Raw genomic sequence first — 12,290 nt, 5'->3', positions numbered from 1 at the left:
AAAATAATTTAAGACATTTTGTAGATCAATCTTAATGTGATTATAATATAATTGTATCGGCTTAGACTGGTACAATTATTTTATTTTGATGGGAGATAGCACAGGTGATTACAGGTGAATTGAAAAATAAAGTAGATAAAATATGGGATATATTTTGGTCTGGTGGCATTACAAACCCTTTAGAGGCAATAGATCAGTTTACATATCTTCTGTTTATAAAGAGCCTGGACAATGTGAAATTCAAGCAAATATTTCCCAAGGATAAGCAGTACTTGAGGTGGGATATATTTAAAAATAGAAGAGCGGAAGAAATGTACAGGATAGTATCTGAAGAGGTTTTCCCTTTTATAAGAGGCATTCAGGAAAATAGAAATTCTGCATATTCGAAATGTATGTCCGATGCTGTTTTTAAAATACCCTCGCCTCTTATGCTGGTTAAAATAGTTGCTGCCATAGACAAGCTTGATTTAAAAGATGGGGATTCGGAGGGGGATCTCTATGAATACCTGCTTTCTAAAATTGCTGTTTCAGGTACTAACGGCCAGTTCAGGACTCCAAGGCACATAATAAGCCTGATGGTAAAATTAATAAAGCCTGTACCAAAAGACGTTATAGTTGACCCCGCCATGGGGACTGCAGGTTTTTTGGTGGGAGCAGAAGAATATTTGAGGGAAAATTATGGCGGTTCATTTAAAGATGATTTCAATAACAATATGTTCAATGGATTTGAAATGGATAGGACTATGCTTAGAATTGCTTCCATGAACATGATGCTTCATGGAGTTGAAAATCCCAATATTGAATACAGAAACTCCCTTTCTAAGGAAAATAAATACAGAGAAAAGTACACTGCTATTATTACAAATCCTCCTTTTAAGGGAAGTCTCGATTATGAAGCAGTTTCTCCGGAACTCCTAAAGGTCACAAAGACTAAAAAGACAGAACTTTTATTTCTGGCACTTTTTTTGAAAATATTAAAGACAGGTGGAAGATGTGCCTCTGTTGTTCCAAAGGGAGTGTTATTTGGCTCTACTAAAGGACATAGAGACATGAAAATGGAAATAATAGACAACAATAAGCTTGAAGCTGTTATAAGTATGCCAAGCGGAATTTTCAAACCCTATGCAGGGATATCCACTTCAATCATCATATTTACAAAGACAGGAGTCGGTAAAACTGACAAGGTATGGTTCTATGACATGAAATCCGACGGCTTTTCACTTGACGATAAAAGAGTTCCTTTAGCGGACAATGATATACCTGATATAATAGCTAGGTTCAATAATTTAAAAAACGAAATAGGGAGAAAGAGAACTGATCAGAGCTTTTTTGTACCTGTAGAGGAAATAAGAAAGAATGACTATGATCTTTCTATAAACAGGTATAGGGAAGTGGAGTATAGGGAAATTCATTACGATGAGCCCAAAGTTATCCTGGGTAAAATAAAGAAGCTTGAAAAAGAGATAGCAGACGGCATAGATGAATTGGGCAAGATGATTGATTAGCTTGCAAGAGCTTGATTATATGGTAATATATATTTAGTAATGGATCTTTGTCTATGAGAAGTTTTGCTATATGATAATCTTAAATTGTGGTGATATGGGGGGATAATAGTGGATAGGCAGGATTTGATAAAAGCGGCAGAGGATTTTGTCGAGAACTCAAAGTATAATTATATAGATGAGAAAGAAGCTATTTCAGAAGATGTCATAGGGATGAAAATTTTTGAGAAACCAATTTTTGCATTTGGATCTGCCAGTGACGAGTATTTTTTATTGCTAAAGAAACCGTCTGCAGTTGGAAAGCATTTTATGGCACCGAAGGAATGGCTTCCAAATTCTAGGACTGTTATATCCTTTTTTCTGCCTTTTAGTGAAATAGTAAGGAAGGGGAACAGAAATGATATGTTGTGGCCTTCTAAGGAATGGCTTCATGGGCGTATTGAAGGCCAAAATTTCTTAAATAAGCTTTGTAGTCATTTGAAATCAAAATTAATAGAAGAAGGATATGATAGTGTAGTACCTTCCTTGGATGAAAGATTTTGGTCAGTGAAATTTGAAGGTGGTCAACTACATCCTGAATTGTCTTTTACAAGCAACTGGTCTGAGAGACATGTAGGTTTTGTATGCGGTCTCGGATCGTTTGGACTTTCAAGAGGGCTTATAACTCAAAAGGGTATGTCCGGGAGAATTGGAAGCATTGTTACAGAATTATATTTATCTCCTGATGAGAGAAAATACAAGAATGTGTATGAATACTGCATAATGTGTGGAAAATGTGCTAAAAATTGCCCTTCACGAGCCATATCCATAGAAAGAGGGAAAGATCATATTGCCTGTGCCAGATTTTTAGATAAAACATCTGAAAAATATAAACCTAGGTATGGGTGTGGAAAATGCCAGGTTGAAGTACCCTGTGAATTTAAAATACCTAAGAAAAGTTGCTAGGTTAAGTGATTCTTAAGTTCAGATGCAGTTTTCTAATGGGAAATGCTCTTTTATATGAATCTTGTTCAAAATTTTGAAAAAAATATATAGAATAAACCTTCATCATTTTACCTAAAATATATGTGTGTTGAAATATTATGAAGGGAAGTTTTATAGTTATGGACAATGATTTACTGGAAAAGTTCAAGAATAAATTGAAATCACAAAAAAGGGAAGCAGAGGATCTATTGAGACAGATGGAAAGAAATGATACTATAAAGTCAAATGAAGAGTTTTCGTCTGAGCTTTCTGCCTATGATAATCATCCTGCAGACAGTGCCAGCAGTTTATTTGATAAGGAAAGGGGACTGGCTTTTCAAAAAAATGAGGAAGTTGTTATAGAGAAAATAGACAATGCTTTGAAAAACATAGAAAGGGGCACTTATGGAATATGTAAAGGCTGTGGCATGGAAATAGACAAAAAAAGGCTTGAATATGTTCCCTATGCGGAATATTGTTCCAGCTGTCAGAGGGATATAGATAATTTAAAGCCTGCAGAAACAAAAAACAGGCCTTCCGAGGAAGATGTAATTGAAGATACGATGGAAAATGGATGCGGCAGTCAGACGGAATTTGATGCAGAGGATAGCTATCAGGCAGTTGGGAAATTTAACGGTAGAAAGAATATAGTGGAGGAATATACGGATGAAGATGAGGAATATGTGGAGCCTGTAGAGTCTATAAGCAACGAACAGTATAAAAATCAGCTTCCATGATGCCCTTGATATTTTTGTATTTATATTGTTTGACCTCGGGCCAAAAAAAATGTTAAAATATTTCAGAACATAAATTAAGTATGTCCATTATATCAGGGAGGTATGTAGTTCAATGAATGCTATTTTGGAAAGAAAAAGCATACGAAAGTATACAGATAAAATGATTTCAAAAGAGATAATAGAAAAAATTTTGAAAGCGGGAATGTCTGCACCTTCAGCAGTTGATGAACAGCCATGGCAATTTATTGTTATAGATGATAAAGATACATTAAATGAAATCACTAAAATACATCCTTATTCACAAATGCTCAAGGAGGCCAGCCATGCGATTGTCGTATGTGGTGATATGAGGTTGAAAAAAGTTGATGAAGATTTTTGGATACAGGATTGTTCTGCTGCTGCAGAAAACATGCTTGTTATGGCACAAGCTCTGGGGTTAGGTGCAGTATGGCTTGGAGTATATCCGATAGAGGAAAGATTTGAAGGTATCGGAAAGCTTTTAAAGCTTCCTGAACAGATAATACCTTTTTGTGTAATATCCCTGGGCTATCCCGGGGAAAAGAAAAATGCAGGTGACAGATATAACCCTGAAAGGGTGCACTGGAATAAATGGCAGTAATGATGTGCTGCAGAGGTTGAAATGCAGAAATTTCAATCTCTGTTTTACTATAAATTGTGGAGAAAAGGGAGAGTAAATGGCAAATTTTTTGGAAAATGAAGATGTAATTAAAAAGCTGGAAGAATATTTACGGTGCTTTGAAAATGAGAGTATAGGTATAAGTATAGAAGAAGAAGGCAAGTCAGACAGGCTGTTATCCTATGATGAACCTATATTTTATAAAAATGGTGAAAGTATTATAATAAGTTTAAAACAGGGAAATAATAAATTTGAGATAAAGCTGTCTTCCATAAAAAGCTGTACTAAGGATGTCTGCGGGGGATTGCAGGATCTGTTGATAATATTACATGACAATACATATATACAGATTTATAATAAAAAATAATTTTGAAAATTTGTATAACATAAATTTCTAATATGATTATTTATTCATTTGTTCTTACAAATTTATGCTATTTATGATAAAATTGAAAGTAGTGATAAAAAGTATGTAAACCTTATAGATTTTCATATAAAATAGAGCATAATATAATGTTAAAGTCCGTATGGCTCAAACTATTAAAAACTAATAGATGCTTGAAAAGGAAATTTATGATAAGCTCTATGAGAAAACAAAAACTTGAAAAGACGAAATATCAATGTCTTTTACTTTATGATAAAAAATTTTTAAGAGGAGATTCAGATGAATTATAATTATATGTCAAACAACGTTCAACCAACTAGCTCAAAACAGGTTTATCACAGTATCCAAAACAGGATTTTAAATTTTGATTTGAAACCAGGGGAAAAAATCAGTGAAAATCAAATGTGTAAGGAATATGACGTTTCACGTTTTATAATACGTAACGTATTTACAAGATTGAACCAGTTGAAGTTATTGACTGTCTATCCGCAGAGGGGAACCTATGTGAGTTTGATCGATATAGGTTATATAGAAGATCTCATGGTACTTAGATCTGCAGTGGAAAAAGAGGTTTTGTATGAAATGCTTACAAGACTTGAAGATGACAAGAGACTTTCATTGGTGAGCAAGCTGGAAAAGAATTTGAAATTGCAGAATAATTGTCGAAATATGAAAGTATATAATAAAAAATTTCAGGATTTAGATACTGAATTCCACAAGATTATAATTGACAGTGTAAAACGCTATAGATTGGTAAAGATTTTAGAGGATCCAATGCTTCATGTCATGAGATGGCGTAATTTTGATGTGGCTTTTGTCAATAAAATACCTGAGGTAATAGATGAACATGAAGTTATAGCAGATGCAATTAAAGAAAAAGATTTGAACAAGGCTCAAAAAGCCATAGAAAAACATTTGACAACCGATTCAAATATGGTGGCAAGGGCAAAAAAAGAATATCCACAGTATTTTACAAAATAAAAATTGTACATGCTGTGCTGCAATTATGGAAAATTTGTACTCTGAACCATTCAGGAAATTGATATTGATTTAAATTAATCAATTCCCTGAATGGTTTTTTATTTTTTGCAATAATTTTAAATTTTTAATTTTGGGAAAGGCAGTATGGATATATGTTAAACAGCTGTTCTGGTCTTATAAATTAATTACATAAATTTCTGCAAATTTATTTACAAATAAAAAAGAGTGTGATACTATGTAATTGTGAACTTGTTAACAAGGATACAAGAAAACTAGACACCAAGATTTAAAGGGATAATAATTGATTTGTAGAGTCTGCTTTAAAGATAAGGGAGGAATCCTCAGATATGTATACATTGGGAGTTGATATAGGATCAACGACATCGAAATGTGTCATCTTGGAAGATGGGAAAAAAGTAATTGCTTCTTCTATTGTAACTGCAGGAACGGGTACAAATGGACCTGATAAGTCAAGAAAAGAAGTATTAGAAAAGTCCGGATTGAAACAAGATGATTTGAACTATGTTGTAGTTACAGGATATGGAAGATCTACCTATACTTATGCTGATGCAGAGATAAGTGAGTTAACCTGTCATGCATTGGGAGTTCAGCATGTATTTCCTGATGCAAGGACAATTATTGATATTGGTGGACAAGATGCAAAAGTTCTTAGCTTGAATGAAAAAGGTAGAATGGTAAATTTCCTGATGAATGATAAATGTGCAGCGGGAACGGGAAGGTTTTTGGATGTTATGGCTAGGATTTTGCAGCTGGATATTGGTGATTTGGAAGTCAAGGCGGCAGCGGCAAAACATCCGGTTAAAATTTCCAGTACTTGTACCGTGTTTGCAGAATCAGAGGTTATATCTCAACTGGCAGCTGGAGTTGAATTGAATGATCTTGTTGCTGGAATCTGCAGCTCCGTAGCAAGTAGAGTCGCTTCTCTTGCAAAGCGTATTGGGATAAGAGAAAAGGTTTGTATGAGCGGCGGTGTAGCCCGTAACGGCGGGGTCAGAAATGCCATGTCAAAGGAATTAGGTGTAGAAATTTTTTATTCACCTTCTGCTCAATTGATGGGTGCGCTTGGTGCAGCATTGGCTGCTTATAATAAAGTGAATTAAAAAGAAGGAGGAGTTAGAAATGGCTGAAGAAAAGAAAAAGAAGAAGAGAAGGGTTTTGGATCCTAATTCAGCTGCATATAAGCTGAATCAAATTGTTGTAAACCATTATAAGGGAGTTCAGGAAGCAAAAGACAGGGGAGAAAAAATTGGATGGTGTGCAAGCAATTTTCCACAGGAAATTTTTCAAACAATGGGAATTAAAGTCTGTTATCCGGAAAATCAGGCAGCGGCGATTGCAGCCAGGGGAGCAGGTGAAAGATTATGTTCCGAAGCAGAGAGCGAAGGCTATTCCAACGATATTTGTGCCTATGCAAGGATAAGTCTTGCATATACAAAATTGAAGGATGTCAAAGAACAGAATATGCCGCAGCCGGATTTTCTACTATGTTGTAACAATATTTGCAACTGCATGATCAAATGGTATGAAAGCATTGCCAAAAAACTGAATATACCGCTTATTTTAATAGATATACCGTTTAATCCTGATTATGAAGTATCTGATGCCCAGGTTGCCTATATTAAAAGTCAGTTTATAGATGCAATTAAACAGCTGGAAAAAATAACGGGAAAGAAATGGGACGACGATAAATTCAAGGAAGTTATGAAAGTTTCAAATCGTACTTCAAGAGCATGGCTCGAAGCTACCAGCTACACTAAGTATCAACCTTCTCCGTTAAACGGTTTCGATTTGCTGAATCATATGGCAGTAGCGGTATGTGCTAGGGGAACGGTAGAAGCTGCGGAGGCTTTTGAAACTTTAGTCAAGGAATATAAAAAGGCTGTTAAAGAAGGTACAAGCACTTTCCATGCAGACGAGAAATATAGAATTATGTTTGAGGGAATTGCGTGCTGGCCTTATCTTCGTGTTACGTCAAGAGGTCTTAAATCCAGGGGAATAAATATGGTAGCAACAATTTATGCAGATGCCTTTGGGTTCTTATATGATGATTTTGACGGTCTTGTAAAAGCTTATTGCAGAGTTCCCAATGCTATAAATTTGGAACTTGCCCGTGATAAGAGAGTTGCCCTGGCCAAAAAAACTGGAGCAGAAGGTTTGCTAGTACATACCAATAGATCTTGCAAGCTCTGGAGCGGATTCATGTATGAAATGAGCCGACAGATTGGGAAAGAATGTGATATACCTGTTGCATCCTTTGATGGAGATCAAGCTGATCCACGTAATTTCTCGGAAGCCCAGTATGAAACCCGTGTGCAGGGATTAACTGAAATTATGGAAGCAAATAAGGGGGATAAATAAAATGGATGTATTAAATAAATTGTTAGCGGAATTTCATGATATTGCTGAAAACCCGGATAAGCAGCTTCAGTCTTATCTTAGTGAAGGTAAAAAAGTGGTTCTCTGTGCACCTGTGTATACACCTGAGGAAATTGTACATTCTATGGGAATTGTTCCGATGGGAGCCTGGGGTGCAGATATTGAGATAAAGGAAGCCAAAAAGTATTTTCCTGCATTTATATGCAGTATAATGCAATCTATTTTGGAACTCGGAATTACCGGCAAGTATAAAGGAGTATCAGCTATTCTAATACCTTCCCTATGTGACTCACTGAAATGTCTTGGACAAAACTGGAAATATGCAGTGAAGGATATTCCCTTTATACCAATGACTTATCCACAGAACAGAGCCAGTGAAGCGGGGAAGAAATTTACCAGGGCTGGATATGAGAGAGTTATAAAAGATCTTGAAAAAGCAACTGGTGCATCTTTCTCCGAGGAATCACTTTGGAATTCCATCAGAGTATATAATACACACAATGCTGCAATGAGGAAATTAAGTGATCTGCTGGTTGAGTATCCACAAATAAATGCTTCACAGAGAAGCGACATATTCAAGAGTGCATATTTTATGAAAAAAGAAGAACATACTGAATTGGTAAATAAATTTGTACGGGCTCTGAGAGAAAGCAGCAAAGGAAAAGATAAAAAGATAAAAATTGTCACATCTGGAATTTTGGCTGACAGTAGAAACCTGTTGAATATTCTGGATGACAATAATATGCAGGTTGTGGGAGATGATATTGCAGATGAATCACGTCAGTATAGAGTAGATACGGACACAAAATCTGAAAAGTCGTCTCTGGATGCACTTAGTGCAAAATTTTCCGATATGGGCAATTGTTCCGTACTGTATGATGCAGACAAGAAAAGGGCTGACTATATTGTGAATTTGGCAAAGAATACAGGTGCAAACGGGGTAATTATTTTCATGACCAAGTTCTGTGACCCTGAGGAATTTGATTGTGTATTTGTAAGAAAGGCCCTTGATTCGGCAGATATTCCAAGTACAGTAATTGAAGTTGACAGGCAGATGGCTAATTATGAACAAGCTAAAACAGCAATTCAAACTTTTAAAGAAATGCTTAGTTAAGTTTTAGATTATTTACCTTAATTAGAAAAGGAAGATCTGATATATGAGATTGGAAAATATAACAATAGGGCAAGTTTTGTTACAGAGACTTAAAACTATGGCAGATGAAAATGCATTTGAATACAGGGATGCTTTTTATACATGGAGAGATTTGGACGAACTTTCCGACGTATTTGCGGTTAAATTACTGAAGTGCGGGATTAAATATGATACTCATGTTGCTATCTGGGGCGGCAACACTCCCAACTGGATAATTACCTATGTGGCGCTGGCTAAAATTGGAGCTGTATCCGTGTTGATCAACCCGAGATATAAAGAGGAAGAATTAGCTAAAACTTTTGAATATTCAGACGTGGAGTATGTTTGCTATGGTGATTGCTGCAGCAATAGTAAAAATATTATAGACCATTTGAATGATAGAAATATAGGGAAAGTAAAAGAGTATATGTATATGGGCAAAAATGAGCATTACAGGGAAGGCAGAGCTCAGATCTTGAAAAATTTAAATCCTTCCGATATGGAAAATCTGAAAAAAGCGGAAAATAAAGTTACTCCACAGCATATTGCCAGTATTGTGTTTACATCCGGCACTACATCTTTTCCAAAAGGTGTTATGCTCACCCACTACCAGCTTGTGAATATTTCAAGGGAAGCGGTGGAACAGATGAAATGGGAAACGGGTGATAGAATGTGCATGTCAGTTCCCTTATTCCACTGCTTCGGGTTGAGTACTGGTTTTCTTGCCAGCTTGAGAGTGGGGTTTTGCATTTATTTGCTTCCGGAGCTTCATACCTCCTGTATTTTAAAATGTATCCACAAGTATAAAATTACTATTTTAAATGGCGTGCCTACAATATTTCTGGCCCTGCTGAGCAATCCCGAGAGGAGGAAATACGATCTGTCCTCTTTGAAGTCGGGAATTATAGCCGGATCAAAGGTATTTAAGGAAGATTATTTAAAGATATGTAAAGAGCTAAAATTTAAAAAATTACAGCAGTCCTACGGACAGACGGAAACGTCTCCCTGTGTTACTTTCAATGGCTATGATGATTCAATGAATATTAAATGCATTTCCGTGGGAAAAGTGATCCCCAATGTGAAAATAAAAATTGTCAGTACAAAGGATGGGCATGATTTGGGGCCTTATGAGTCCGGGGAAATCCTGGTTAAGGGCTTCAATGTAATGAAAGGATATTATAAATGCACAAGGCAAAATTGCGAAAAGGTTAAAGATGGATGGCTCTATACGGGAGATATCGGCTATGTTGACAACTGTGAAAATCTTTATATTACTGGTAGAAAAAAAGATATTATAATAAGATCTGGAGAAAATATATCGCCAGTGGAAATAGAGGAGGCAATTTTGAGATATCCCGGTGTCCTTCAGGTAAAGGTGTTTGGAATACCCGTACCTGTTGTGCAGGAGGAAATAGCAGCCTGTATTGTTGCAGAGAATGGAAAACTGGATGTAGATGGTCTTGTGAGATATTTAAAAAAACATATTGCTGATTATAAGGTTCCAAAATATATTTATATTTTTAAAAAATTCCCAATGAATCTCAATGGGAAAGTGAATGTAAAACAGTTAAAAAAAGAAGTTCAATGGAAGGTAAGTAAGGAGGAAGATTATGATTTTAACAGAACAGCATCAACTGATTAGAAAACTGGCAAGAGGTTTTGCTGAAAAAGAACTTACATCTGATATTTTGGATGAAGTTGAAGCTACGGGAAAATTCCCTGAAGAGATTTTAAAGAAAATGGCCAAGGCAGGTTTCTTTGGAATAAAAGTTCCAAGGGAATTGGGAGGTGCCGGAGCTGATAATCGTGCCTATGTGATTGTAATGGAGGAAATTGCAAGAGTAAGCGGGGTTGCCAGCATATATGTTTCCTCTCCAAATTCTCTTTCTGGAGGTCCCCTGCTGCTGTCGGGAAATGATGAGCAGAAAGAAAAATATCTGAAGCCGGTGGTAACGGGAGAGAAAAAAATTGCCTTTGCATTGACTGAACCTGGAGCGGGATCCGATGCAGGTGGAATGTCTACAACAGCAGTTAGAGACGGAGATTATTATGTTCTAAATGGTCGTAAAACTTTTATTACAATGGCACCTTTAGCTGATTTTGCAGTGATCTATGCAAAAACAGACATGAGCAAGGGTACAAGAGGCATTTCTGCTTTTGTTGTCGATATGAAACAGGAAGGTGTGTCCTGTGGAAAGCCGGAGGCTAAAATGGGAGTAATCGGGTGTGCAACCAGCGACATTATTTTAAATAATGTCAGGGTACATAAGAGCAATCTTCTTGGAGAATTGAACAAAGGGTTTATAAATGCCATGAAAACTCTTGATGTGGGACGTATTGGTGTTGCATCTCAATCCATCGGTATAGCCCAGGCAGCACTTGATGAATCCATTAAATACGCGAAGGAGAGAAAGCAATTTGGAAGAAGAATTGGAGATTTCGAGGCCATTGCTTTTATGATTGCGGACATGGCTACAAAGTTAAAAGCAGCTAAAGAACTAGTCTATGATGCTGCATATCTCAAGGATACCAACCAGGATGCCTCGATGGCATGTTCCATGGCCAAGTATTATGCATCGGAAATCTGCAATGAAATCTGTGCAAAAGCCGTCCAGATTCACGGTGGGTATGGATTCATAAAAGATTATAAGGTGGAGCGTTTATATAGAGACTGCAGGGTATTTACTATTTATGAAGGAACATCTCAGGTACAGCAAATAGTAATTTCCAGGAAGCTGTTAAAGAAGTAGGAAGGGGAGTTGTAATTTATGAAGATTTTAGTATGTGTAAAACAGGTACCTGATACAAATGAAGTCAAGATTGATCCTGTAAAAGGGACGCTGATAAGAGAGGGAGTACCTAGTATCTTAAATCCCGACGATGCCAATGCACTTGAAGCTGCATTGACTATAAAAGATGATAATCCGGGTACAACGGTTGCTGTAATGACCATGGGACCTCCACAGGCATCTGTTATGCTGAGAGAATGTCTTGCCATGGGAGCTGATGAAGCGTATTTACTCAGTGATCGTGCTTTTGGAGGAGCAGATACTTGTGCTACATCCACTACTATTGCAGCAGGTATAAAAAAATTTGGACCTGTGGATGCCATTTTTGCAGGAAGACAGGCAATAGACGGCGATACAGCCCAGGTAGGGCCGCAGGTGGCGGAGAGACTTGGTCTGCCTGTAGTGACTTATGTACAGAATATAAAATTTGATGGAAATAAACTAGTTGTGCAGAGACAGCTGGAAAATGGATATGAAGTAGTGGAAGTTCAGGTTCCCTGTCTTCTTACAGTAGTGAAAGAACTAAATGAGCCAAGATATATGAGTATTTATAGAATTGTTGATGCTTATAAAAAAGAAATTACTGTGTGGAACCACGAGGATATATCCCTGGATCCGAAAGAATGTGGATTGAATGCATCACCTACACAGGTGTTTCGTTCTTTTACACCACCACCAAAGGGAAAAGGTGAAATGCTGAAAGGATCCGTTAATGAAATGGCATCTAGTCTTATCTCCAGGTTAAAAGAAAAACACGTATTATAAGA

At 36.6% G+C, this 12,290-nt stretch carries 12 protein-coding genes; all 12 read left to right on the top strand.

Annotation, left to right across the window (positions count from 1 at the left end):
* The first annotated feature begins 104 nt into the window (after window positions 1–104).
* The 12 genes from AB8S09_RS00230 (at window position 105) to etfB (ending at window position 12,288) form a co-directional block, all read left to right on the top strand.
* Window positions 105–1,505: a class I SAM-dependent DNA methyltransferase gene (locus tag AB8S09_RS00230; protein WP_294180573.1), complete on the top strand. Its 1,401-nt coding sequence runs from the start codon at window positions 105–107 to the stop codon at window positions 1,503–1,505.
* 108 nt (window positions 1,506–1,613) lie between these two features.
* Entirely contained in the window at window positions 1,614–2,447 is an 834-nt protein-coding gene (locus tag AB8S09_RS00225; protein ID WP_294180574.1) for a 4Fe-4S binding protein, read from the top strand.
* Window positions 2,448–2,605: 158 nt separating this feature from the next.
* A complete protein-coding gene (locus AB8S09_RS00220) occupies window positions 2,606–3,202 on the top strand; it encodes a TraR/DksA C4-type zinc finger protein (RefSeq protein ID WP_369868291.1) in 597 nt (198 codons plus the stop codon).
* Between the two features lie 112 nt (window positions 3,203–3,314).
* Entirely contained in the window at window positions 3,315–3,821 is a 507-nt protein-coding gene (locus tag AB8S09_RS00215) for a nitroreductase family protein (RefSeq protein WP_294180578.1), read from the top strand.
* A 76-nt stretch (window positions 3,822–3,897) separates the two neighbouring features.
* Window positions 3,898–4,206: a hypothetical protein gene (locus AB8S09_RS00210; RefSeq protein ID WP_294180579.1), complete on the top strand. Its 309-nt coding sequence runs from the start codon at window positions 3,898–3,900 to the stop codon at window positions 4,204–4,206.
* Window positions 4,207–4,503: 297 nt separating this feature from the next.
* Complete coding sequence (locus AB8S09_RS00205) at window positions 4,504–5,205, top strand: GntR family transcriptional regulator (protein WP_294180580.1); 702 nt, start codon at window positions 4,504–4,506, stop codon at window positions 5,203–5,205.
* A 347-nt stretch (window positions 5,206–5,552) separates the two neighbouring features.
* On the top strand, window positions 5,553–6,326 hold the full coding sequence (locus tag AB8S09_RS00200; protein ID WP_294180582.1) for an acyl-CoA dehydratase activase: 774 nt from the start codon (window positions 5,553–5,555) through the stop codon (window positions 6,324–6,326).
* A gap of 19 nt (window positions 6,327–6,345) precedes the next feature.
* Window positions 6,346–7,584 carry a 2-hydroxyacyl-CoA dehydratase subunit D gene (locus tag AB8S09_RS00195; RefSeq protein ID WP_294180584.1) on the top strand — a complete coding sequence of 413 codons (1,239 nt, stop codon included), beginning with the start codon at window positions 6,346–6,348 and terminating at the stop codon, window positions 7,582–7,584.
* A gap of 1 nt (window position 7,585) precedes the next feature.
* Window positions 7,586–8,716: a 2-hydroxyacyl-CoA dehydratase subunit D gene (locus AB8S09_RS00190; RefSeq protein WP_294180586.1), complete on the top strand. Its 1,131-nt coding sequence runs from the start codon at window positions 7,586–7,588 to the stop codon at window positions 8,714–8,716.
* Window positions 8,717–8,759: 43 nt separating this feature from the next.
* Complete coding sequence (locus AB8S09_RS00185; RefSeq protein ID WP_294180588.1) at window positions 8,760–10,376, top strand: class I adenylate-forming enzyme family protein; 1,617 nt, start codon at window positions 8,760–8,762, stop codon at window positions 10,374–10,376.
* Window positions 10,345–11,484, top strand: coding sequence for an acyl-CoA dehydrogenase family protein (locus tag AB8S09_RS00180; RefSeq protein ID WP_294180591.1), 1,140 nt, complete (start codon window positions 10,345–10,347; stop codon window positions 11,482–11,484). Before AB8S09_RS00185 ends, AB8S09_RS00180 begins: the two co-directional genes overlap by 32 nt.
* Window positions 11,485–11,502: 18 nt before the next feature.
* Window positions 11,503–12,288: an electron transfer flavoprotein subunit beta gene (gene etfB, locus AB8S09_RS00175; RefSeq protein WP_294180593.1), complete on the top strand. Its 786-nt coding sequence runs from the start codon at window positions 11,503–11,505 to the stop codon at window positions 12,286–12,288.
* The last annotated feature ends 2 nt before the right edge of the window (window positions 12,289–12,290 follow it).

The organism is Clostridium lapidicellarium (genome assembly GCF_041224415.1).
Lineage (GTDB): Bacteria > Bacillota > Clostridia > Clostridiales > Clostridiaceae > Clostridium_B > Clostridium_B lapidicellarium.
Note: the sequence above shows the minus strand (reverse complement) of the source record. Positions and strands in the feature narration are given on the sequence as shown.

Excerpts from the sequence above, each read along its gene's own strand:
- AB8S09_RS00220 (WP_369868291.1), top strand. The coding sequence starts at position 2,606 with ATGGACAATGATTTACTGGAAAAGTTCAAGAATAAATTGAAATCACAA.
- AB8S09_RS00215 (WP_294180578.1), top strand. The coding sequence starts at position 3,315 with ATGAATGCTATTTTGGAAAGAAAAAGCATACGAAAGTATACAGATAAA.
- AB8S09_RS00210 (WP_294180579.1), top strand. The coding sequence starts at position 3,898 with ATGGCAAATTTTTTGGAAAATGAAGATGTAATTAAAAAGCTGGAAGAA.
- AB8S09_RS00205 (WP_294180580.1), top strand. The coding sequence starts at position 4,504 with ATGAATTATAATTATATGTCAAACAACGTTCAACCAACTAGCTCAAAA.
- AB8S09_RS00200 (WP_294180582.1), top strand. The coding sequence starts at position 5,553 with ATGTATACATTGGGAGTTGATATAGGATCAACGACATCGAAATGTGTC.
- AB8S09_RS00195 (WP_294180584.1), top strand. The coding sequence starts at position 6,346 with ATGGCTGAAGAAAAGAAAAAGAAGAAGAGAAGGGTTTTGGATCCTAAT.
- AB8S09_RS00190 (WP_294180586.1), top strand. The coding sequence starts at position 7,586 with ATGGATGTATTAAATAAATTGTTAGCGGAATTTCATGATATTGCTGAA.
- AB8S09_RS00185 (WP_294180588.1), top strand. The coding sequence starts at position 8,760 with ATGAGATTGGAAAATATAACAATAGGGCAAGTTTTGTTACAGAGACTT.
- AB8S09_RS00180 (WP_294180591.1), top strand. The coding sequence starts at position 10,345 with ATGATTTTAACAGAACAGCATCAACTGATTAGAAAACTGGCAAGAGGT.
- etfB (WP_294180593.1), top strand. The coding sequence starts at position 11,503 with ATGAAGATTTTAGTATGTGTAAAACAGGTACCTGATACAAATGAAGTC.